The sequence below is a fragment of the Niallia laureatilytica genome (genome assembly GCF_046613985.1).
GTDB lineage: Bacteria > Bacillota > Bacilli > Bacillales > Cytobacillaceae > Niallia.
The window spans coordinates 56,861-78,720 of sequence record NZ_JBKKHP010000003.1 but is presented as its reverse complement, the minus strand read 5'-3'; the positions used below and the strand labels follow the sequence as shown (position 1 = coordinate 78,720).

Annotated in this window: 21 protein-coding genes and 1 pseudogene; 4 read left to right on the top strand and 18 right to left on the bottom strand. The window is 37.9% G+C overall.

Annotated elements, in window-relative coordinates; genetic code table 11:
• Window positions 1-9 precede the first annotated feature (9 nt).
• Window positions 10-714: a DUF421 domain-containing protein gene (locus tag ACLIJJ_RS10145; RefSeq protein ID WP_237942136.1), complete on the top strand. Its 705-nt coding sequence runs from the start codon at window positions 10-12 to the stop codon at window positions 712-714.
• A gap of 29 nt (window positions 715-743) precedes the next feature.
• Here ACLIJJ_RS10145 and ACLIJJ_RS10140 read toward each other — a convergent pair whose 3' ends face one another.
• From ACLIJJ_RS10140 to ACLIJJ_RS10130, 3 genes are all read right to left on the bottom strand, one after another.
• Window positions 744-1,424, bottom strand: a complete 681-nt coding sequence (locus ACLIJJ_RS10140) for a YdeI/OmpD-associated family protein (protein ID WP_233316083.1) — start codon at window positions 1,422-1,424, stop codon at window positions 744-746.
• A 108-nt stretch (window positions 1,425-1,532) separates the two neighbouring features.
• A complete protein-coding gene (locus ACLIJJ_RS10135) occupies window positions 1,533-2,996 on the bottom strand; it encodes a protein adenylyltransferase SelO (protein ID WP_411410835.1) in 1,464 nt (487 codons plus the stop codon).
• A gap of 182 nt (window positions 2,997-3,178) precedes the next feature.
• On the bottom strand, window positions 3,179-4,207 hold the full coding sequence (locus ACLIJJ_RS10130; protein ID WP_233316085.1) for a polysaccharide pyruvyl transferase family protein: 1,029 nt from the start codon (window positions 4,205-4,207) through the stop codon (window positions 3,179-3,181).
• Between the two features lie 415 nt (window positions 4,208-4,622).
• Here ACLIJJ_RS10130 and ACLIJJ_RS10125 point away from each other — a divergent pair, with 415 nt between their 5' ends.
• Window positions 4,623-5,021, top strand: a complete 399-nt coding sequence (locus ACLIJJ_RS10125) for a DoxX family protein (protein WP_233316164.1) — start codon at window positions 4,623-4,625, stop codon at window positions 5,019-5,021.
• Between the two features lie 37 nt (window positions 5,022-5,058).
• Here ACLIJJ_RS10125 and ACLIJJ_RS10120 read toward each other — a convergent pair whose 3' ends face one another.
• From ACLIJJ_RS10120 to ACLIJJ_RS10110, 3 genes are all read right to left on the bottom strand, one after another.
• On the bottom strand, window positions 5,059-6,984 hold the full coding sequence (locus tag ACLIJJ_RS10120) for an FUSC family protein (protein WP_411410834.1): 1,926 nt from the start codon (window positions 6,982-6,984) through the stop codon (window positions 5,059-5,061).
• A 200-nt stretch (window positions 6,985-7,184) separates the two neighbouring features.
• Window positions 7,185-7,838, bottom strand: coding sequence for a PspA/IM30 family protein (locus ACLIJJ_RS10115; RefSeq protein ID WP_411229728.1), 654 nt, complete (start codon window positions 7,836-7,838; stop codon window positions 7,185-7,187).
• Between the two features lies 1 nt (window position 7,839).
• Window positions 7,840-8,247, bottom strand: a complete 408-nt coding sequence (locus tag ACLIJJ_RS10110) for a hypothetical protein (RefSeq protein ID WP_237942144.1) — start codon at window positions 8,245-8,247, stop codon at window positions 7,840-7,842.
• Between the two features lie 209 nt (window positions 8,248-8,456).
• On the opposite strand from ACLIJJ_RS10110, the gene ACLIJJ_RS10105 reads away from it, so the two are divergent.
• Window positions 8,457-9,755: a globin-coupled sensor protein gene (locus ACLIJJ_RS10105; protein ID WP_237942146.1), complete on the top strand. Its 1,299-nt coding sequence runs from the start codon at window positions 8,457-8,459 to the stop codon at window positions 9,753-9,755.
• 66 nt (window positions 9,756-9,821) lie between these two features.
• Here the strand turns inward: ACLIJJ_RS10105 and ACLIJJ_RS10100 are convergent, their stop codons facing one another.
• From ACLIJJ_RS10100 to ACLIJJ_RS10065, 8 genes are all read right to left on the bottom strand, one after another.
• On the bottom strand, window positions 9,822-10,244 hold the full coding sequence (locus ACLIJJ_RS10100; protein WP_233316165.1) for a MarR family winged helix-turn-helix transcriptional regulator: 423 nt from the start codon (window positions 10,242-10,244) through the stop codon (window positions 9,822-9,824).
• Window positions 10,245-10,315: 71 nt separating this feature from the next.
• Complete coding sequence (locus tag ACLIJJ_RS10095; RefSeq protein WP_411410833.1) at window positions 10,316-11,050, bottom strand: SDR family NAD(P)-dependent oxidoreductase; 735 nt, start codon at window positions 11,048-11,050, stop codon at window positions 10,316-10,318.
• Window positions 11,051-11,273: 223 nt separating this feature from the next.
• The gene (cstA, locus tag ACLIJJ_RS10090; RefSeq protein WP_233316091.1) at window positions 11,274-13,079 is read right to left on the bottom strand and encodes a carbon starvation CstA family protein; all 1,806 of its coding nucleotides are present in this window, start codon (window positions 13,077-13,079) and stop codon (window positions 11,274-11,276) included.
• A gap of 193 nt (window positions 13,080-13,272) precedes the next feature.
• Complete coding sequence (locus tag ACLIJJ_RS10085; RefSeq protein ID WP_233316092.1) at window positions 13,273-14,067, bottom strand: tyrosine-protein phosphatase; 795 nt, start codon at window positions 14,065-14,067, stop codon at window positions 13,273-13,275.
• 25 nt (window positions 14,068-14,092) lie between these two features.
• On the bottom strand, window positions 14,093-14,866 hold the full coding sequence (gene phnC, locus ACLIJJ_RS10080) for a phosphonate ABC transporter ATP-binding protein (protein WP_233316167.1): 774 nt from the start codon (window positions 14,864-14,866) through the stop codon (window positions 14,093-14,095).
• Window positions 14,867-14,876: 10 nt separating this feature from the next.
• Window positions 14,877-15,722 carry a PhnE/PtxC family ABC transporter permease gene (locus ACLIJJ_RS10075; protein WP_341079283.1) on the bottom strand — a complete coding sequence of 282 codons (846 nt, stop codon included), beginning with the start codon at window positions 15,720-15,722 and terminating at the stop codon, window positions 14,877-14,879.
• 1 nt (window position 15,723) lies between these two features.
• Window positions 15,724-16,521 (bottom strand): phosphonate ABC transporter, permease protein PhnE, encoded by a 798-nt coding sequence (gene phnE / locus ACLIJJ_RS10070; RefSeq protein ID WP_233316095.1) that lies wholly within the window; start codon window positions 16,519-16,521, stop codon window positions 15,724-15,726.
• A gap of 12 nt (window positions 16,522-16,533) precedes the next feature.
• A complete protein-coding gene (locus ACLIJJ_RS10065; RefSeq protein ID WP_237942153.1) occupies window positions 16,534-17,451 on the bottom strand; it encodes a phosphate/phosphite/phosphonate ABC transporter substrate-binding protein in 918 nt (305 codons plus the stop codon).
• A gap of 274 nt (window positions 17,452-17,725) precedes the next feature.
• On the opposite strand from ACLIJJ_RS10065, the gene ACLIJJ_RS10060 reads away from it, so the two are divergent.
• On the top strand, window positions 17,726-18,367 hold the full coding sequence (locus ACLIJJ_RS10060; protein WP_233316098.1) for a GntR family transcriptional regulator: 642 nt from the start codon (window positions 17,726-17,728) through the stop codon (window positions 18,365-18,367).
• Between the two features lie 97 nt (window positions 18,368-18,464).
• Here the strand turns inward: ACLIJJ_RS10060 and ACLIJJ_RS10055 are convergent.
• The 4 genes and pseudogenes from ACLIJJ_RS10055 to ACLIJJ_RS10040 form a co-directional block, all read right to left on the bottom strand.
• A pseudogene (locus tag ACLIJJ_RS10055) lies at window positions 18,465-18,617 on the bottom strand (phosphonate ABC transporter permease); the annotation flags it as partial.
• Between the two features lie 164 nt (window positions 18,618-18,781).
• On the bottom strand, window positions 18,782-19,801 hold the full coding sequence (locus tag ACLIJJ_RS10050; protein ID WP_411410832.1) for a hypothetical protein: 1,020 nt from the start codon (window positions 19,799-19,801) through the stop codon (window positions 18,782-18,784).
• Entirely contained in the window at window positions 19,788-20,927 is a 1,140-nt protein-coding gene (locus ACLIJJ_RS10045) for a glycosyltransferase family 4 protein (RefSeq protein WP_411410831.1), read from the bottom strand. The genes ACLIJJ_RS10050 and ACLIJJ_RS10045 overlap by 14 nt, the downstream gene beginning before the upstream one ends.
• Before the next feature lie 182 nt (window positions 20,928-21,109).
• Window positions 21,110-21,826 (bottom strand): VCBS repeat-containing protein, encoded by a 717-nt coding sequence (locus ACLIJJ_RS10040; RefSeq protein ID WP_411410830.1) that lies wholly within the window; start codon window positions 21,824-21,826, stop codon window positions 21,110-21,112.
• Window positions 21,827-21,860: the final 34 nt, after the last annotated feature.

The window sequence follows — 21,860 nt, the reverse complement described above, 5'->3', positions numbered from 1 at the left end:
GTGTAATTAATGGATTTTTACCAAGGGAAAGAAACACTAACTGCTATTGAATGGATACTCCGCGCCATTATTGCATTTATATTCTTAGTGATAATTGGAAGAATCTTAGGGCAGCGTACTATATCCCAATTACGGCTGATGGATTTTGTCATTGCATTGATGATTGGAAATATAGTTGCCCATCCTCTTTCAGATGAAAAACTAGGACTTAAAGGTTCCATGCTGACAACGCTCGTTCTTGCTGTCCTTTATCTCGGCGGAACAAAATTAATACTGAAATGGCAATGGTTTCAAAAAATAATCAACAAAGAGCCCATTGTAATTGTTCAAAATGGAGAAATCGTCTATAAAGGGTTGAAAAAAGCAAGAATCTCCATTGATGTCCTTCTTGAAGAACTGCGTGGAAAGCAAGTGGAAAACATAAAAAAAGTAGCATTAGCAGTCTGGGAGCCTAACGGAAATATGTCCGTGTTTCTTGAACCGTTATACGTACCTCTTACCCAAGCTTCTCTCCAAATGACAACAGCTTCTTTTGACCTGCCTAAAACGATTATACGGGATGGTCACATTTGTGAAAAGGAACTGGAAATACACGGAAAGAACGAAGAATGGCTGACGGACAATTTAAAAAGCTTATATCAAGCAGAGGTGAAAGACATCCTGCTTGCTACCATTGATAATAAGGATAACTTAACCATCTTCTTCTATAGATAAAGGCCAGCTTATACTGCCTTTATCTATCTTTATTTGCTCGCCTTATCCCTTCGGTACAGGTCACGGCTTTTAAATCCTGCACCTAATATGACCTTCATCTCTTCCCGTCTCTTCTCCTTTGTTGTCTCCTGCTTTGCACTATAAACATAGCGGGCCCAATCCTTTTTGTATCCAGGTGTAAGAGATTGATAAAACGCAAGCAGATTTGGATCATCCTTTAAGTCTTTTTCAATTTGTGCCATATCCTCTATATAATCATCCACACATTGACTCGCCTTTGTTGATGGTTTATTTTTTATTTTAGAGTCTTCCTTAAGGCCAACGACAGTAAATGTTTCATCCATGCCAACCATCCGACTGAATTTAATATTGCTGCTGCCGATAAATCCATCCGCATCCGCTCCAAGTCCGCCCAATATTTCATCACGATGAATATAGGTTGAGTAAAGCTTATTGCCCTTTTTTGGATAGGCAAAGAACAAGTAGCCGCCTTTGTTAAGATAGCTGTTCTTTACAACTTCCAAAGCAAGCTGTTTCATGGAATCCATATTAAATACGAAGGCAAATATCAAGTCGTAAGATTCCTCAGGCACCAGCTCTGTCCCATAATTTTTAAGCTCGTCCAAATACGCGCTATCTTGAGGCATATGCAGCACTGCTTTTTTTTCGTATTTATGTAAGTTAAGTTTATCTGTAATCGATTTAGCCACTGCTTTCTACACTCCTTACTTATGGGAATAACTACAATTAAACAAAAGAAGTGATGCTGCCCTCATTATAGGCAGCATCACTTCATATATGCAAGGCATTACAGATGTTTAAGTGCCGCAGTAAGTCTGGTACGGTGCTTTCAGCGCAGGCAGCTCTGCATACTCAGCCTGCTCTGGAGTATGCGCATATGGTTTGGTAATGACAGCCGCAAGCTTCTCCATAACTGTGTAATCACCACGCTCAACCGCTGCCTCTAACGCTTCCTCCACCCGGTGATTTCTAGGAATAACAGCCGGATTACTTTTTCGCATCAGCTCATCTGATTGAGCCTTTGTTTCCTCCTGCCTGTTGAGCCTTTCCTGCCAGCGCTTATGCCACTGCTCGTATTCCTCGCTTACCAGCAATGCAGAATCATCCTTTTTAGAAAAGGTAAGTGTCAGGAATGTATTTGTGTAATCTGCTTGATATTTCTCCATTAAATCAAGAAGACTGTTAACTAAAGCTTCGTCTTCCTTCTCCTCATTAAAGATTCCAAGCTTTGCCCTCATCCCAGCAAGCCAATTCTCTTTATACATATCCATATAGCCTGATATTTTTTGCTGCGCCATCTCAAGTGCAACAGCATCATCTTCATGAAGGAGCGGCAACAGACTTTCTGCTAACCGGGCTAAGTTCCAGCCGCCAATTACCGGCTGGTTTCCATAAGCATAGCGGCCCTCCACATCAATCGAGCTGAATACGGTGTTAGGATTATAAACATCCATAAACGCACAAGGTCCATAATCAATCGTTTCGCCGCTGATTGTCATGTTGTCTGTATTCATGACACCATGTATGAAACCGACAAGCTGCCATTGAGAGATAAGCTTAGCCTGCCTCTTAATCACTTCCTCAAGCAAAGCCAGATATCGGTTCTCTTCTTGTTCCAGCTCAGGGTAATGTCGTTTAATTGCATAATCAGCAAGAGAACGAATATCGTCTACAGTTCCCCACTGAGCAGCAAATTGGAAGGTCCCAACACGAAGATGGCTTGCTGCCGTTCTCGTTAAAATGGCACCAGGCAGCCTTGTTTCACGAAGGATGCGCTCACCTGTTTTCGTTACCGCCAGACTTCTCGTTGTCGGGATTTCAAGCGCATGCATTGCTTCGCTGATAATATACTCCCGAAGCATTGGTCCGACTGCTGCACGACCATCCCCACCGCGGGAATACGGTGTCCGGCCTGAGCCTTTCAGCTGAATATCAATCCTCTCTCCAGCTGGAGTAATCTGCTCTCCCAAAAGGATGGCACGACCATCTCCAAGTCTGTTAAAATAGCCGAATTGATGACCTGCATAAGCTTGAGCCAGTGGATCTGCTCCGTCAGGACTGACATTTCCGGCGAAAACCTCTGCGCCCTCTTGTTTTTGAAGCTCTTGAACATTTAATCCTAAATCTGCTGCTAGTCTTTCATTGAAAAAGATAACCTTGGGAGCTGCTACTGGGGTCGGCTTTGTTCTAGTAAAAAACATTTCTGGCAGTTGAGCATAGCTATTATCTAAGTTCCATCCAGCTTCATTGCTTTTTGTCATGATATCTCCTTTTTAACGAAGTAATATTCTTTACTAATGTTTACATCCATACACTTATTATACTGTTAGCTAGGAGTGTTAGCTTTGATTCTGGCTTATTAATTGAAATAACTTACACGGATGCTTTATTCCTATAATTCACCCACCAAAGAGGCCGCCTTTTGGCAGCCCCCTTTTTTATGTTAGTTCGCGAAGAAATCCTTTAAAGGCTGGAAATCGTCTGTTAGCTGAACACGATTCGGCTCTGCCTGCATAAGCTGCTCAACCAGCTTTTCCAGCTCACTAATATTCTGTGTATCTGTATATTCAATGAAGTTTAGCCCATGAAGCCAGTCTGTATAGGAATGCTTTGCTTTGCCGTAACTATTACCGAATACTAAGCATGGGGTTTTGGTAATGATGGAAAAAATCATCGCATGTAATCGGTCTGTTATTACTATTTTGCTCGAACCGATTTTCTCGAGTGTTTTCAGAAAATACTTCTCTCGTTCATCATAATCAATCATATCTACTTCTGAGAGCACAGTATCTGTTCGCTCCACAGGACCCTTTTTTTCTGCCCATGCCATCAATTCAGTAATAAAATTCTCATCGGTCACTTTTTCCTTATCTGCCCTTAATATAAACAATACTCCATCTCTGTCCAGCTCTTTCGGCACGATATCAAGGGAAAGAACCATATCTGGTGTATAAATAACATTCGAATCAAATGTTTCTTTAACAACATCAAGAGTTTGTGACTCTCTTGCCGCAATCGTTAAATTTCGGTTTTGATGATAGGCATCTTGGGATTTTTTCTTTTCCTCATTACCTGCCTCGTTGTCTTCAAAATAAACAGATTGTGGAAGGGAAATGGTTTTATAGTCCTTAAATACTTCAAATACCTTCCGTCTGTCTTCTTCAATTTCCAAATACAGACTGCCGAGATTTCCTCCGCCTGTAAAGCAAACTATATCATCTTCCTTGATTATCTCTTTGACTAGCTCTATCCCTTCTTCTGTTGCATAATCCATAATTTCAATATACTCATAATAAGGGAAATGATTTTTTATAAACTTTTCCTCCGCATAAGCAATCGCCTGATCACCAATGTTTGTATAGCTTGGTGAACCGAATAAGAACACCTTTCTTTTGTCATTTAACAAAGCTTGCGGATCAACATTCGGTGCAATTCCCTTTACTAATTTTCCTGTTAAAGTTTCTGTATTCATTGTTGCTACCTCCAATCAAACAAGTTGCTCATAGAAGCTCTTTACCCTTTAAGGGAGGAAATATGCATTTTTTTAAGAGGTGTGCTTTACTCGTTTTGATAATATATTAGTAAAATGTATCTATTTCCGACTAATTTTATTTACTTTCAAAAAAAGGAATGTTTATAATTACAACTGGTTATTTAAATAGCTTTTTGATTATGGGTATTAATGTGATTAGATTAAGGCTTATTAGGGAAAAGAATGGTGAATGGATTGCTTTTCTCAACTGGCGGAACATATTTTAGAAGAATAATGTTCTCCGGTCTATTAGTCGTATAATCTTGACCATTTGTCCATATACTAAGCTATCAGATCATTCTATAACGATAAACATATATTGGAAGAAGGTAGAGGCATGGCTCATAATATCGCAATGGTAAATATCGGGCTTTTAATTATTCGCCTTGTAGTTGGCTTGACCTTTGTCGGGCATGGTGCCCAGAAGCTGTTTGGCTGGTTTGGCGGTACTGGCATCACTGGAACTGGAAACTGGCTGAAGACGATTGGTCTTGAAAAAGGGGCGAGAGTTTGGGCAACCTTGGCAGGATTGTTCGAGCTTATCGGCGGACTCCTGTTTGCTTCAGGTGCTCTTACATGGCTCGGAGCAGCAATGATTGTCATCGTTATGATTGATGCCATAATCGCTGTTCATGGCAAAAATGGCTACTGGATGACGGAAGGTGGATTTGAATACAATTTCGTCTTAATTGCAGTCGCTATTGGTGTAGCTTTAACTGGACCTGGTGACTACGTTTTATTCTATCAACCATAATACATAAAAAAGCTGGCAGCCGCCAGCTTTTTATTTATTACTCAATATGTTGAAGCCCCTTCTGTAAATCAAGCATTTCGTTGCGCAGCTGAGCAAAGCCTGCAACAACAGGAAGTTGCTTTTGTGCCGGCACCATATTATTCTCAATAGACACTGCCATTGTTTCCATGACATAAAGCCATTGAGCGAGCTCCTTCTCAGGAAAATCCTCTTTCTGCTCAGACTTTAAATATACAATTAAATAATGGCTAATCTGCTTTATAGAGAAAATGACAGGCCATAATGCTTCCAGCCTACTTTTGTTTATAAACACTTCCCCTAATGCCGACTGGTAAACTGTCATTAAGTTTGTAAGATTTGTCTGCATTTTACTTCTCTCTTTGCTGTTTGCATATTCAAGCCCGCTGTTTTCAGCAAACAGTGCCACCAGTAATTGATTTTGGCTTCTGATTGTTTTGGCAATAAAGTGATTCAATAAATTTGAAGCTGATTTCCTGCCAATCAGCAGTGCCCCAGCAAGACCAATAAGACTTCCGATTAAAATATCAGTGGCTCTTACAACTGCAAAATAGGAGTAATCAAACATTTGAGAAGAATATTCTGCCATAGTCAGAGCTGAAGCTGTAAAGAATATGGCAGCTAATCCATAATTACGAACAATAAACAGTTCTGTTAAAAAGGTCAGACAGAGGATAAGAAGAGCAACTATATAGCCATTATGGACCGTCAAGAGAATACTTCCTGCAATAAACAGACCAAGGACTGTTCCAATCATTCTTTGGACTGCGCGATGAAATGTCGCAATTATTGTTGGACCTGACATGACTGCTGCACAGGACAGTGGAATCCAATAAGCTCTTTCAAAAGGAAAAGCATAAGCAATAAGCGCTGCTATCATCAAGACTGCTCCATATTTTATGGAGGATAGAAATACAATAGAGTTCTTATCAAAGGCTCCTAAAAGTACTGTCCTTAAAGGTGGTTTCACTAGCTTTACGTCATGCTGTAACTTTTCAACTGTTCGATTAAGGATACTATTGGCCTCATTAATTTTATGTACTAATTCCTCGAACTCTTGATTCCTATAATCAGGAAAATCTAAATTATTGCTGCTTCTCCCAGAACCTATCATTGCACAGATAGACTGCACCGCTGCACTAAATTCAGGTGGAATTTTAGTTTGTGTAGATATACTGGCAAGATGGGAATAAATTGCGTTGGCATGCTCATTTAATAGAAATAATTGATTCCACAATAATGTCGCCGTCTTAGAAGAATAACCAGCAAACAGGACGGATTCCGCCTCGCTCAAAGCAGTAACAGCTTTATGCTTGGCATTATTAATACCACTTGTGCCGACAGTTTCCATTAATTCTGCAAGTGCACTATAAACTTTTTTCACCGCCTTTATTTCAGGGTCATGAGGCTGAAAGAACCAGCCAAACATTGCAATAGCCCACGATAAAGCACCTCCTAAAAATACAAAGCCTGCACGCATTAGAGCTAAAGACGGATCTACAGGCATGCCAGTTGCCATCGCAAAGCAAAGTACAAAAAACAGCGCAGATGGTCCGGTTATTTTCAGTGCACCAAAAATAAAGACAGAAACGGCACCGATTATTCCCAGCATTAGCACAGACAAAGCTTGATATGGTGCTAATATGGTACCGATAAACACGGAAAATGTGATTCCTAACAGGGCAAAAAAAATTTTTTTTGCTCGCTGGACATATGGAATATCAAATACATATAAATAGGTGAATCCCCCTATTCCTGCTAGTAAACCATATTCAAAGCTGCCGAAAAGGACACCAATGAATACAGGCAAAGAAGCGGCCAAGCCGGCACAAAAAGCCTTCAGCCATGGAAATGGGTTTTTGCTCACCTTAAAGGATTGTTTAAAAACTGCAAACACCTTCTGAAAATAGATTTTAGAAGAAACTTTTTCATCAGAATTATTCATTTTTGCAAAACTCCTTTGTGTAAAAATACATATAGAAAGGATTATTAGAGGATTAAAGAGGTTATATTTAGTGTATCATAATGAGCGGCGAGCATATGGGTGAAAGCTTTGCGTCATGAGCTTAGTATTCCTTTTAACAGGAACGATATTCCAAAATAATAAGGAAAGACCACTTCAAAATGAAGAGGTCTTTCCTTATTTTATGCCTTTAATTTCGCTAGTTCTTTTGAAACTTCCTCATCACTGACATTTGTGAAGCTTGTTGCAGCAAAGCTGTTAAGCGGAGCTTTTGTAAAGCCTCCTGCTTGTACTTCCGCTTCCATAAACAGGATTTTCTCCTCCGCTCTTGTAATGCCTCTAACTACATTGTCTGCGTTAAAGGAACTTGACACCTGTTGAATTTGCTTAATTGATTTTGCCACATTTGCACGGGATGCCAGCAGAATCTTTTTATGCTGAAGCTCATTATATGTTACTTGCAGTTCATTGTACTTGTCTTTGAGGATAATTGTTTGCTCCTTTATTGCTTCTAGCTGCTGCTCATACACACTAAGCTGGTGCTCATGGTTGATTTTTTCCTGTACAGCAAGCCTCGCAATCCCTTCCTCTCCCTTTTCAAGAGCAAGCTTAGCTTGATGTGTTCGTTTTTCTATTAACTCTTTCGTTTGTCCAATTAGTGCTGCTTGTTTATTTTCTACGAATATTTGGCGGGATAGTGCTGCTTGCGCCTTGCCAAGCTCCTGCTCCATTTCCCTCGTATATTCATTTAACATTGCTATTGGATCTTCCATATTATCCAGCAATCCGTTAATATCAGCACTTGCAATTGTTTTTATTCTTTTAAAAATACCCATTTTATAGTCTCTCCTTTGAGTTTGTGTTATTTTTTTCCCATTCATCTAAGATAGAAGCATTATTAACGTTCACTGACGGTTTAGGTGTACTCATAGCTGATGTATTAATGAAGTGCTCAACAGATGATGATTGTGATTTCTTTTTGAAAAGTTTAATCACAAATGTGATCACTGCAGCTGCTATGATTACGAAGAATAAAATGCCCAGCCAAGAAAAACTCGGTTCATGGTGGAAACCACCCATCATTTGGCCATGACCAAACCCGCCTTGTCTCATGCCTCCGCCGAATCCATAACCGTGTGCAAGTGCGGCGGCCCCTCCAATCAGATTTTTGATGATGCTAATTGCCAATAGGATGGAGGCAATTAACACACCCCAGAAAATACTTTTTTTAACTCTAGCATTCATTGTTTTCTTTCCACCTTTCCTGTTGATAGTTTGTAGTTTAATAGTCTTTGGTGAAAAGTCGGTGAAAGCAAAAAAGAATGTAAAAGTTTTTTCCGTTGATAGACAGGAGCAACGAGCTACTATTTAAAAATAATTATTTTTACCGATATATTACATGTAAATAATTCCTAATAGTTCGGACACATTTTATTTTCACAGGGGTGGTATACATGAATATTTTTGCAAAAAAACAAAAAGCAAGCAGTTTAAGAGAGGCTGCTGAGCAGGAACGGGACAATGTTTTAATAGATATAAAAAAAGAAGCTAATCTTCTTAAGCAGCTGGAAGTAATTAATCTCACATTAGACGATTTAGCAGTAGCAAGAGTACTGCAGCCCTTCATTCGAGAAAATATTGAGGCCATCTATAATCCTATTTATCATCATGCTAATCCAGGCATACGCAAGGTAGTGGACATGACATCAATCGGTGTAGACTTGGCTGGATGTCAAGAATATGTAATTGGCTTTTTTGATGGAATCATAGATGACCAATTCGCAGAACGAAGAATGAACATCTCAAAATATTATTTAGCGGTAGGTGTAGAGGCTCGTTGGTATCTTTGTACAAATGCTGTCTTTGTTAGCACCATTCTTGACCTTTTAAAGGAAGTTTATAAAGATGATGTAGACAGCCTTATCTTAGCTGCTAATGTCACTACAAAAATTTATAATCTGGAGCTGCAGCTGTGCCTTTCTTATCTACAAGAGCTGCAAAACGAAGCTTCTGCGAAGAAGGAAATGGAAGCAAAGCAGCAAGTAAAAGAAACAATTGGGTCTATTACAGAGGAGCTTGCAGCAATGTCAGAGGAAGTTGGCGCATCTGTTGCCGATGTGGTTGTCCGCTCTGAAAACATGAAAACAGAACTGGATGAAGGCTTGAAATCCTCTATCATTACATCCGAATCTTCTATAAAAGGAAGAAAGCAGCTCGATCAAGTTATAGAAGAAACGGTGGCATTGAAAGATAGTGTCAATGAAATAAAGACTAGTGTAGGTTCACTTGAAGCTAACTCAAGGGAAATTGGTGATATCGTGGCCGTAATTACATCCATTGCAGAGCAAACAAATCTTCTTGCTCTAAATGCTGCCATAGAAGCTGCAAGAGCTGGGGAACATGGAAAAGGATTTTCTGTCGTAGCAGCAGAGGTAAGAAAACTTGCTGAGCAGACTAAATTATCTTCAAGCAATATTACTAATTTAGTTCTTTCTACTACAAAGCAGATTGAAGATGTGGTGAAACAAATAAATGAAGTAAACTCTAAAACCTTATCAGCCAATCAGAATGTTCAAGAGACAGTGAACAGCTTTGATGAAATTCTGTCAGCAAGCATCGTAAGCACCGAAAAAAATGAGCAAAACAATAAAGAAATGAGTAATTTCTCTAATATTTTAAAAGAAATTGGCGAAGCCGGCTCTAAAGTAGCTGAACTGGCAGATGATTTAAACCAGACAATGCAAGGGTATTAATCTATATAAACAAAAGGAATAAATCAGCAGACGAATAATTGACTTTTATTCGTCTTTTCCCTTTCTCTAAGCTTGTGCGTCATTCAGCTTCTCAAATATCTTTAACATCTGTAATCGTTCTTCTTCTGTCAGTTTTTCAAACAAGTTTCGGCGGAGCATTTGCCCTTCTTGGTGGGCTTTAACTACTATCTCACTGCCTTTATCTGTAATTCCTAAATAAATGATTCGGCGATCCGTTTCATCTACAATTCTTATGGCCAATCCTTTGTGCACTAGTTTTTCTGATAAATGTGTCAAGGTGGGCGGAGTCAAACCTAGAGCCTTCGCAATATCAGATGGACGGCTATTTCCCTTTTTCTCCAGATGGCTGAGAACAAGAATATGGGATATGCCAAGATCCTCATTAAACATTTTATTCCACTGAATGATTAAATTATTGGTAACCTTGTCCATGTTATGAATAATCTCGAAAATAGTTTGTTCTTCCATCAATCATATCCCTGCTTTCGATAAGTGTAAAAGCTCCTGAATTTATTCAGGAGCTCTCTTATCATACATTACTACTGAGCTGAGAATCCACCGTCAATCACTAATTCTGCACCTGTAATGTAATCCGAGTCGTCTGAGGCAAAGAACAATGCGGCTTTCGCGATATCGTTAGGCTGTCCCAGCCGTTGAAGAGGTGTTGCCTGGATTAATCGGTCAAGCAATTCTCTAGAAGTGCTCAAGGACTGTGTCATTGGTGTTTCAATGATGCCCGGAAAAAGTGCATTTACACGTACACCATCATGTCCAAAGGTTGTAGTCGCTGCTTTAGAGAAAGCACGAACTGCCCCTTTAGATGCAGAATAATGATTAAAGCCTTGACCAATTTGAGCTGTATAGGATGAGATATTGATAATAGAACCTTTCTTTTGAGCTGCCATGTATGGAGCAACATGCTTAATCCCTGCAAAAGGACCATATCCATTAATGGAAAGCATTTTATGCCAGTCTTCAAAATTAATATCCTTATACATTTTTTCAGAAGAAATACCCGCATTATTTACGAGAATATCAATCTTTCCAAACTTGGTTATCACTTCTTTCACCAACGCTTGCCAATTTTCATCGGAAGCTACATTTAATTTCAGCCCATACACATTTTCCTTTTGGCTTACCTTTTCTAGTGCTGCCTCATTAATATCTGCAGCAATTACCACCGCACCTTCTTGCTGGAATAAATCGACCATGCATTCACCAATGCCTGATGCTCCACCAGTGATGATTGCTACTTTATTTTCTAATCTTCCCATCTTTATATACACTCCTAACTGTCATTTGTTTTTTATTTAGACATCTAAATATTATTTCTAATCTTCTTTAACAGCGGAGATTAACTGCCTCCGTATTATTATTTAGATATCTAAATAATAGACATCTAAATAATAACAGAATGACTTTTCTTCAGCAATTAATTTAAACTAGCCAAATAAAATGAAGAGAGCCTGCTTAAATGAATGCAGGCTCTCCTCTAAATTAAGCAGAAAGGTATTTATCTCCTCTTAAACTTGGAGTCTTCCAAATTTCCACCCACTTCTTAATGGCTGCCACTACAATTATAATTCCGAGAATAAGCATAATAATCGACAAAACACCGTTGACGACATTATAACCAGCCGCTTCTGGGTTCAAATAGACATTAGTAATCATCCAGTAGCCTGCCACATTTACTGTAGCAAAAAGATAAGCAAGCGGGATAAGACATGTAAGCATATAAGAGCGTTTATCAGCTATTTTCAAGATAACAGTAGCTCCAACAATTAAGCCAATTGATGCCATCAGCTGGTTAGACACACCAAATAATGCCCAAACAGAACCGATATCCCCTGAATACAATAAGTACCCCCAAGCTACACATGCTAATGCACTGGCAAAGATATTTCCAGGCATCCAATCGACCCTTTTCAGCGGCTTATAAACTTCACCGAAAAAGTCTTGAATTAAATAGCGGGCCACACGAGTACCAGCATCAATAGCGGTTAAAATGAATACCGCTTCAAACATAATAACGAATTGGAAAAAGTGCGGTGCTAAATTATCAAACCAAGGAATGCTGGTGAAAATATAGGTCATTCCGACAGCTAACGAAACAGCCCCTCCCGTTCTGCCTTCCAAATCCAGACCAATTTCCTGGCTCAATTCTGGCAAATGAACGGCAGACATTCCTAATGTTTTAAAAACCTCTGGTGTTGAGTTAATGGCAAAATAATCTCCTGGATGCAGGGAAACGGCTGCAATCAAAGCCATAATTGCTACTAAGCATTCAACAAGCATGCCGCCGAACCCGACTATTTTTATATCCTGCCAGCGATCAAGCATTTTCGGAGTCGTTCCAGAACCTACGAAGGCATGGAAACCGGATATGGCACCACAAGCAATGGTGATAGAAATAAACGGCCAAACAGGTCCTGCAATGATTGGACCGCCGCCGTGAATAAATTCAGTAAAGGCAGGCATTTGTACATCTGGATTTATAATGAACACACCGATAATTAAAGCGATAAAAACACCAATTTTCATAAAGCTGCTTAAATAATCCCTTGGAGCCAACAGCAGCCATACTGGCAGAGCAGCTGCAAAAAAAGCATAAATCGGCAGGATGATTGCCAATGTTTTTGAGTCAAATGTCAAGAACTCTCCTAATGCAGTCTCTTGGATAGAGGGACCGATAAAAACACCGATCATAAGGAGAATAAAGCCCACTGTGCTGGCCAGCTTTAAATTTCCTGTCTTTTTATAAAATAAACCAACACCCATCGCAATCGGAATAGTGATACCTACTGCGAATGTTCCCCACGGATTTCTCTCAAGAGCATGAAGGACAACCATTGAAAGACCTGCCATCGTAATTGTAATAATGAACAGCATGGCAAGTCCTGTACAGAAGCCGGCAACTGGACCTAGCTCCTCTTTGGCAACCTCGGACAAAGACTTTCCTTGCTTACGCATGGAGGCCATAAGCACAACTGCATCATGAACCGCTCCCCCGATAACTGCCCCAATTAACAGCCAAAGCAGTCCTGGCAAATAACCAAATTGAGCAGCCAAAATGGGACCAACAAGGGGGCCAGCGGCCGCAATTGCCGCAAAATGGTGCCCAAAGGTAACCCACTTATTTGTCGGCACATAATCCTTCCCATCATTGAGCTCATGAGCAGGAGTCTTTTTTCTTTCTTCCATTTCCTTTAGCTTCATTACCTTAACCGCCATGAAAGTACCATATAAACGATACGCAATCATTAAGAAACACATCGTCCCAATTACAATCGTAATTGCATTCATTTCATTTCAGCCTCCTTCAGTAATTATTGCTATTACATGTATATACTACCTTATAGTAAACGTTTTCATTTTTTATTTCAATATCGAGTATTGTCATATTTTAGGGATTAGGACAAACGGACTTAAGACTGCTAAGACAGAATAACTAATCAACAAAAAAAGACCCTTTTAAAGCGCCTTTTTTCAGAAACTCTTATTCTAACCATAGATTTTGCAGTGCTACTCGGTCTGCTGCAGTCAAGTTCAATTCCTTCTCAAAGTAAATGTCCATGTTTCCATAAGTATCCTCAATAACCGTAAATACTGCTTGTAAATATTCTTCTTTCGCCGCCATCATTACATCAAACAACAAGAGTTCTTCCTCTGTCAGCTGTCCAGACAGCTCTGCTTTGATTATTTCCTGGAATTCTCGCATGGTTTCGTTTGTAATTAAGTAATCCTCTATGATTGTTTCTTTAGGAACACCCAATGCTGATAAAATCAAAGCAGCTCCTACCCCAGTCCTGTCCTTGCCTGCTGCACAATGATGAACAATCCCTAGATTTTCAGGGTTTTGGATAACTTCGAACAATCTTTTGTAGGAAGAATTATTTAAGGTCATTTTTCCGTACATTTCAGCTAATCCAGTTATATTTATATTTTTAAATAATTCACTTTTTACTATATCCTCCATTGATTGAACAAGCCCCTGTACTTCTCCAGCAATTGCAGGAATTCTCTCGTTTATGATTCCCTCTATAACAGGATCTGGTTTGACGGAAGCTTCCCCATCATCACGATAATCAAATATATACTTTATTCCCAGTGTGCTGAAAATCTCTTTATCTCTTTCCGTCATTCCCGTCAATTCGGCTGAACGGTAAAACACTCCATATTTAACTGTTCTTCCATCCGTGGTTTTATATCCACCCATATCGCGAAAATTGCGGATTCCTTCAAATGGAATAATTCTGCTTTTTGGACTTGCTGTTACTCCTTGTTTCTCCATTTACAACTACACCCCTTCTTTTAGCTTAATTGGCTCGCTCCAACATCTCTTGCTCTTTTCCTTCATAAAGGTATTTAATCATTGCATCTGTTAATTCACTTGCCTCTCCATCAAAGATAATGGTGCCTGCTTTTACTGCTACAATTCTAGTTGCATATCTTTTGGCCACATCGACTTGATGGAGGTTTACTAAGCAGGCAATTCCTTGCTCCTTACAGTTTTTATAAATAGCGTCCATCACAACAGTTGATGATTTAGGATCTAGGGAAGCGATTGGCTCATCTGCCAAGATAAGCTCAGGATTTTGCGCCAAAGCACGGCATACGCCAACGCGCTGTTTTTGGCCACCTGACAGCTCGTCCGCCCGCTTGTAAATTTCAGCTTCTAATCCTACCTTTTCAAGGAGCATGATTGCCTCCCTTTTATCCGCTTCCTTATAGCGGTTAAAGACTCCTGCCAGTGAACCCATATATCCTAATCGGCCATGAAGAACATTTTCGAGGACACTTGATCGGTAAATCAGGTTATAATGTTGAAAAATCATGCCCATTTTTGATCTGATTTTTCTCAATTCATTTTTATTTACTTTTTCAATATGCTGATTAAGGAACTCAATCGTCCCTTCTGTCGGTTCAATTAAACGATTGATACTGCGCAGTAAAGTTGATTTTCCAGCACCGCTTGGTCCAATTACGGCTATAAATTCCCCTTTTTTCACCTCAAGATTAATATCTTTTAACGCTAATGTGCCGCCATTATATGTTTTTGCTAGATTCGTAATTTTAAGGATGGTTTCCATCATATTCCTCCTAATTAGACATGCGCTTGCGAATTTGAGTTGTCATAAATTCAAGCATAAACATTGTGATAAAGACCATTACTATTCCTAAGCTTAGACTGCTGAAATCATAGAAGGATATATATCCTTGAATTAATAGTCCTATACCGCCAGCACCAACCATTCCCAAAATAACAGATTCAGCTACATTCATTTCAAATCGAAAGGCTGTTATAGCCAGAAAGCTAGTGAGAAGTGTAGGAATTAAGCCTCTAAAAACAATATGCCACCATGTTGCCCCAACTGATTGCAGTGCTTCAATTGTTTCTTGGCCCACTTCTTCAATTTGAGCAGAAAAGGATTTCACTAAATAAGAGCAGGTTGGAAAAATAAGACCTAACACACCTGCCATCGTTCCAAACCCAATGCTGGCTACAGCAATTAAGACCCACACAGTTGCTGGGATAGCACGGATAACCATAAAGAGGAAACGGAGCAGCATTCCAAAGTATCTGTTCGGAGTAGTGTTTCTTGCTGCGAGAAATGCAAGTACAACTGCAAAGATAATACTAAGAACAAGACTTAAAAAGGCTGTTACTAAGGAAACTACCATTTCACTTGCCAGCTCAGGAAATTCGGCAAAAGACATTTGCAGCATCATGGACAGAACAGATGGAATTCTTGCTACTCCCTCTTGAAACTGGGAGAAGCTTATATCTATCTGAAAAACACAAACAATAAATAAGATACCGACTGTTGTGAAAAAGTATTGTTGCTGCCTCTTAGTCTGTTTATGTGCTATTGGTATTTTTTTCTTCGTTAGCATACTTTCTTTCATTACTAATGTATTAGGGATCGGCATTTGGCTTTTTGACATGTTAAATTAATCTCTCCCTTACCCGGTTTGTTACATACTCGACCATTAAAATCAGGATGACCATTATGGCAATGACGGTAGAGGTTTTGCCATATTGAAACAAATCCATCGTTTGCTTTAAGATGCTTCCCATTCCCCCTGCTCCTACCAGCCCAAGAATGGCGGAAGCGCGGATGTTAATTTCGAACATAAACAGCGTCCATGAATAAAAGCCCGGCAGGAACTGCGGAATAATTCCATGTTTAATCTTTTGGAAATAGGAAGCACCACAAGCATCAAGAGCCTCGATGCCTTCCTTGTTCAGCTCTTCAATCGATTCTGCATAGACACGGGATAAAAAGCTTGTCCCAAACAAGACTAGCGCAAACAGCCCTGGCATTGTTCCAACCCCAAATATTACTACCAAAATAGATGCCCATACTAAGAAGGGAATATTTCTTAAAAAGGCAATTATCCCTCTGAAAAACAGCCGAACAGCTGAATGCGGTGTCGTATTGTGCGCCATACAAAATCCAATGACAATGCCCAGTACGGAAGACAAACATGTTGTCACTACCGCAAAAATAAGTGTATCGACAACAGGACCAAGGTATGTGCTCAGATCACTAATATTCGGTGGAAAAAAATCTGTAAATAAAAACTGAAAAAATAAAGGGATGCTTTGGATAAGCTCAAATATATCCATTTCTACAAACCAAACGGAAAAAGCAATTAGGATGGCGAAGAATATAAGGGACAATGTCCCTTTCATTTTGCGCATTTCAGCTGTTTTCAGCGCAGGGTTATTGTGTGCTGGCATATCAGTTCCTCCTTAGCTTTCCAATAGTTGCTCAGGACTTAAGTTAAGCATTTCAGCTATATCACGCAATTGGTCATAATCACTATCAGATGCTTCCATAAACTTTGCATTTTCCGTACCCAAAATATTTTTAAAATACTGCGGATCATCGTAGCTCAATAAAAACTCTTTAATATTGTCTTTCATTTCTTGATCTAAGCCGCTTCTTACTGCAAATGGTGCTCCAACAGGAATTGCTTCAGACTCTGCAATAACACGGTAGGAACCTTTTTCAATTATTCCTTTTTCCTCAAGCATTGCCGGCATCATCGCAGAAACCCCGGCAGCATCATATTGGCCGCGCACAACACCTATAAGAGCCTTATCATGTCCTCCAGCGAATTGCACACTTTTAAAGAAACTTTTTTCCAGCTCTTCTACACCAATGCCCAGCTCTTTAACAATCGTTGATTTAGGAAGCAAATGCCCTGTTGTGGATACTGGATCAGCAAATCCAATTGTTTTGCCTTCCAAATCGGCAATTGTTTGAATGTCTGAATCTTTAGGAACAACAATAACAGATGGCGCCTGTCCTTCTAATTCTGGATTATTTAGATTAGCAATAAGCTCTGCATCTGCTCTTTCCTCCGCAACTATGTAGGAGAACGGACCAAACATAGCCATATCTGCTTTATTATTCTTCATCGCTTCGATTGCAGCATTATAGCTGTTGGCCTGATAAGCCTCCACTTTAACGCCAATTTTTTCAGAGAGTTCCTTTTCAAAATTACTGTATGTTTTTTGCATTTGTTCATCAGACTCCTGTGGCAGATAAGCAATAACAAACTTATCCTTTTTTGCAGAACCTGACGAACTGCTTGTCCCACAGCCAGCTAAAATCCCCGATATGATAAGCATGAACACTAAAAATGAAAGAAGTTTTTTCATCATTTCCTCCTGAAATTATCGAGTTTTTTCCTGTATGGCCACATCTTTATTTTTATAAGGACTAAGAACATCCCTTCAAACTACCGGAAAGAAAACCTCCTTTGAATGCAACTTGTATACAACTTGAATGCAATAATAGAATAACGCCTTAACGTAAAGTCCATATTAACGAACTATTAAGTTAATGTAAGTAAATCACTTAGCTTTTGTTTGTTGCGGTTGCATAAAGTATCAGGTAAGATTAGTGTGCAATCCTATTTTGAAAGGAAATGGAAATATGTCCTCCTTAGTTGACATCGCCTACAACAAAATCAGGGAAAACATTATGACTGGTATTTATATGCCTGGATCCCTTTTATCAGAAAATGAACTAGCTGAACTGCTGAACATGAGCCGGACACCTATTAGAAGTGCCATCTCCCGTTTAGAAACAGAAGGGTTCGTCTCCTCACTAAAAAACAGGGGCATTTTCGTAAAAGAAATATCTTTCAAAGAAATGTTAGATGTAATGGAAGTATTCCTATTTTTAGAAGAGTTTTCCGTGGATTCCGTTAAGGAAAAAGGCCTCACCTTTAATATAGAAGAATTAAAAACCCATTTAGATCAGCAACTTGAAGCGGAAGAAAGAGATGATTATCCTTCCTATGTGCACTCATCCATGATGTTCACACGAAGTATGATCACTTCAGCTAATAACCACAGAATGCTGCAAATCATGGATTCTGTTAAGGATAAGCTTATCCATTTCGGCATTATCAATTGGAAGCTGACACCTCATCAAAAACATTACTCTGCCAATCTACTAAACAAGGCTATTTATGAAGCGGTTTGTGCCGAGAATTATGCGGAGGTCAAGCGGTTATGTAAAGAGGCTTATGGGAGAAATCGGGAACGATTTATTCGATCTGGAATTCAGTAAAATCAGGAAACGGCCGTTGTTGCGGCTGTTTATTTTTATTTTGGAACAAACAAAAAGAAAAGCTATTCTAGCTTCTCTTGTACGGCACTTTTTAGTTTTACCCATTAACCTTCAGCTTTCTCTTTAATCGAATTGCTACCATTTCAAGCAGAATGGCAACGGCTAAAATAAATTACGTTATTGCTTCTATTTCTCTAATATCCAGATAGAAATTGCTGGCCATAAACATATCAAATCCAATACCACCTGCTCAGCTGCTAATGTAATGATGAAAAAATAATAAGCCCAGCTAAGCTTATTATTTTTTGTTGTAGTATTCTTAAAGAAGAAAATATAATTCATGTATTATATTGTTATAAAAGTAAAAGAAAATAATATCTACGATTTTAGAATTAAAGCAACTTACCTCTACTGTTACATATTCTTTAAATTCTCAATCCAACTGTTATAACAATCAAATAAGTTAGATTGAAAGAAGTCATAATGTCTTCTATTTAAAAATGCTTCGTATTTAATATCTAACAGAGCATTTTTCACTTCATTTGTTTGAAATTTTAAGTCGTTATTGTCAAATAACATATGATTTTCGGATATTATTGTTTCTATTTCTGCAATAAGATAAATGGCATTATCGATTATGGTATACCACTCATCATTTTTTGAAGTTGGACGTTCAGACATAACAAATTCTAGCTTAGGAAATAGTTCAGAATGTCTCAACTCTATAAGTTTAACAATTCGTTCTTTAACATTACTTTCAAATAGTTTATTTCCACACATGTTAATATTAATGAGGAATCTCTCGTTATCTATTTGATAGACAACAGCATTATTATTTAAATAGGAGCTTATTTTTTCTAAATCATACAAATTGGATCCATAACAAATTATATTGCCATGCTTACTTATTAATCTATTGCATTCGGAAATTACCGTTTCTACTGATTTACTAACGGAATCAACATTTATTAAAATAAATGAAAAATAGTTCTCAGCAAGAAAATCCATATTAAAATCTTCACCTATAAAAAGTGGAATTATATTCTCCAATGGATGTTCAACCGATTCTTTACTTTGAAAAACTTCGTAAAGTTTATTTTCACTTCCGAAAAAGGTAATTATTTCAGCATAGGTTTTGCTGAAAACACTTCCTCCGATAGTTAGTAACGATGATTTTTTGTTCGTACTTGATAAATTCTTAAATATTTGGGAAAGTATTAAAATAGTTTCTGCTTTAATAATACTTGATACATTAACACCATTTATTAATTCAATTAATTGATAGAAGATTTGAATTTGTTTTTCTACAGCTAAAGAAGATATATTTTGATATCTATCTTCAAAATCATAGACAATATCCCCCTCGAATAATAACTTATTGTTAGAAAGGGTTATTTTTCTATCAAAAAGGGTTATTTCTTTACTTTTTTCCATATATTATTTCCCCTACTGGCATATTTAAAAGGTTATCAAGCTTATATACCATTTTTTCATAATTAAAAAATCTATCTTGATACTCCTGAATATCAAAACAACCTCTTTCAAAGTAACTTTCATCATTGCAAACTTCTAAAAGAACATTTGATAATTGCATTATATTATTAATTTCAAAGCTTTTACCACACTGCCCCCAATTAGTTGCCTCATTCACAGCATCAATGTCACTACAAATAATATAACAGCCATTCCTCGCAGCCTCTACCCAAACGTTAGGTGTACCTCCTTCAAAAATTGATGTCAAAGCAAATATCTTAGCTTTTCTATATTCATCCTCAAGAACATCTTTATCTAGTATCTTTCCTGTAAAGATAATTCTCTCTTTTAAGAATGGATATCTTTTGAAAAAATTCTCAATAAATGGTTTAAAAGAACCCTCAATGTTTCCTATTAACTTTACTTTCCATTGTGGAAGAGAACTAGCTATTCGTCTAAAAGATTCCAATAAAATCTCATTTGCCTTTTGATTTGTTCCTATTCTTCCAACCGTCAAAATAGTATTTTCTTTTTCCAAGTAATCGATTGTTCTCCTTTTAATACCAGGAGTACCATTAGGTATATAATCAATTTTATATGGCCACTTTCTAGATAAATGCTGCTTTAACTTTTTAGATTCAACAGTTATTACATCACAATTACCAAGGAATGATTTATAATTACTATCCCGAAATGGAATTCTGTCTTCCCAGTAAATATTAGCATCTAATTTCAAGATAACCTTACCATCAGGTCGAAGACTTTTATAATGAGAAACCATCTTACTATGTGAAGGATATGCTCCAAAGCAAAACATAACATCTATCTTTTTATAATTCTCAGAAATGTAATCACAGCAAAATTCCACCCATTCGGTTATATCAATTGGGGTACCCAGTATTTCCATTTTCAAGCCCTCTAACCGTTCTAGGTAGGTATACTCTTCCTTTTTTGCTGTAACTATCACAGCATTGTAACCCAGATATTTGTGAAACATATAAGGTATAAGACAACAGTCTTTCATCAGCTGTTCATTACTATAATATATATAGGGTGAAAAGTTATAAATTCCTTTTAAATTATTCATTTAATGCCTTCCTTACTACTTAAATCTTATACTTTTTTAATATCCTATATTATATTACAAATAATACTAAGTAAATAGATGAACTGTATTACTCCTAAATTTTTTTTATCCTTTGACTAAATGAGTGCTAATCTTAAAGATTAAAGGCAGAAAAGTACTACTATTGTTGGGAAAGTATTTTACTAGTAGCCCAGAATAGCAACATACTGATTTTGCAGCGCAAATCTATTATTTGACCAGCCTAAAGTATTCAGCACATAACCTAAAGAATCGGCATTATATCTGCCTGCGACTTTTTGATAGGCTAATAGTTCATAAACATTATTTAAATCAAAATCTACAGGATACAAACCGCTTAAAGGATTTACAAAACCAGTGATAGGACTCTTCAATTTACCATTAGGATCATAAATTTCATTTAAATAATCTGCATCTCTTGTTGAGATATCGATTATATAATTTTGATTATTAAACTTGCTGAAAACCTTCACTTTATAATGATCTAAATACGTAACCTCGTACTGGTATTGTTCATTATAGACATTGAAATCAAATAACAGTTTTGCAGTATTCCCTGCCAAAGAATATATATAATGATACATAATTCCACCGCTGCCGCCGGTGGCAATACTTATAAAAATATCGTCGATGCCATCTCCAGTGAAATCTCCTAAAAATAACACAGGATTGTAGCCTGCATTTTCACGTAGGGAAACACTTATTACCTGGCCAGTTCTTCCATCTTGAACATGAAGCGTAATATTTTGAATAAATGGACTGTCTGCTGTCTTCGTTCCAGTTAAATAGACATTATCAGGCATTCCATCCCCATTAACATCACCACGTGCAAAGGAAACAAATTCCGGCTGATTAACCCCAGTCCTATAATAATGATACATACTATCCCTCTTTTCAGCTTGGCGATTCCTTATA

Excerpts from the sequence above, each read along its gene's own strand:
- ACLIJJ_RS10045 (WP_411410831.1), bottom strand. The coding sequence starts at position 20,927 with ATGAATAATTTAAAAGGAATTTATAACTTTTCACCCTATATATATTAT.
- ACLIJJ_RS10095 (WP_411410833.1), bottom strand. The coding sequence starts at position 11,050 with ATGGGAAGATTAGAAAATAAAGTAGCAATCATCACTGGTGGAGCATCA.
- ACLIJJ_RS10135 (WP_411410835.1), bottom strand. The coding sequence starts at position 2,996 with ATGACAAAAAGCAATGAAGCTGGATGGAACTTAGATAATAGCTATGCT.
- phnC (WP_233316167.1), bottom strand. The coding sequence starts at position 14,866 with ATGGAAACCATCCTTAAAATTACGAATCTAGCAAAAACATATAATGGC.
- ACLIJJ_RS10085 (WP_233316092.1), bottom strand. The coding sequence starts at position 14,067 with ATGGAGAAACAAGGAGTAACAGCAAGTCCAAAAAGCAGAATTATTCCA.
- cstA (WP_233316091.1), bottom strand. The coding sequence starts at position 13,079 with ATGAATGCAATTACGATTGTAATTGGGACGATGTGTTTCTTAATGATT.
- ACLIJJ_RS10100 (WP_233316165.1), bottom strand. The coding sequence starts at position 10,244 with ATGGAAGAACAAACTATTTTCGAGATTATTCATAACATGGACAAGGTT.
- ACLIJJ_RS10040 (WP_411410830.1), bottom strand. The coding sequence starts at position 21,826 with ATGTATCATTATTATAGGACTGGGGTTAATCAGCCGGAATTTGTTTCC.
- ACLIJJ_RS10115 (WP_411229728.1), bottom strand. The coding sequence starts at position 7,838 with ATGGGTATTTTTAAAAGAATAAAAACAATTGCAAGTGCTGATATTAAC.
- ACLIJJ_RS10145 (WP_237942136.1), top strand. The coding sequence starts at position 10 with ATGGATTTTTACCAAGGGAAAGAAACACTAACTGCTATTGAATGGATA.
- phnE (WP_233316095.1), bottom strand. The coding sequence starts at position 16,521 with ATGCCAGCACACAATAACCCTGCGCTGAAAACAGCTGAAATGCGCAAA.
- ACLIJJ_RS10075 (WP_341079283.1), bottom strand. The coding sequence starts at position 15,722 with ATGTCAAAAAGCCAAATGCCGATCCCTAATACATTAGTAATGAAAGAA.
- ACLIJJ_RS10060 (WP_233316098.1), top strand. The coding sequence starts at position 17,726 with ATGTCCTCCTTAGTTGACATCGCCTACAACAAAATCAGGGAAAACATT.
- ACLIJJ_RS10120 (WP_411410834.1), bottom strand. The coding sequence starts at position 6,984 with ATGAATAATTCTGATGAAAAAGTTTCTTCTAAAATCTATTTTCAGAAG.
- ACLIJJ_RS10050 (WP_411410832.1), bottom strand. The coding sequence starts at position 19,801 with ATGGAAAAAAGTAAAGAAATAACCCTTTTTGATAGAAAAATAACCCTT.
- ACLIJJ_RS10110 (WP_237942144.1), bottom strand. The coding sequence starts at position 8,247 with ATGAATGCTAGAGTTAAAAAAAGTATTTTCTGGGGTGTGTTAATTGCC.
- ACLIJJ_RS10130 (WP_233316085.1), bottom strand. The coding sequence starts at position 4,207 with ATGAATACAGAAACTTTAACAGGAAAATTAGTAAAGGGAATTGCACCG.
- ACLIJJ_RS10105 (WP_237942146.1), top strand. The coding sequence starts at position 8,457 with ATGAATATTTTTGCAAAAAAACAAAAAGCAAGCAGTTTAAGAGAGGCT.
- ACLIJJ_RS10065 (WP_237942153.1), bottom strand. The coding sequence starts at position 17,451 with ATGATGAAAAAACTTCTTTCATTTTTAGTGTTCATGCTTATCATATCG.
- ACLIJJ_RS10125 (WP_233316164.1), top strand. The coding sequence starts at position 4,623 with ATGGTAAATATCGGGCTTTTAATTATTCGCCTTGTAGTTGGCTTGACC.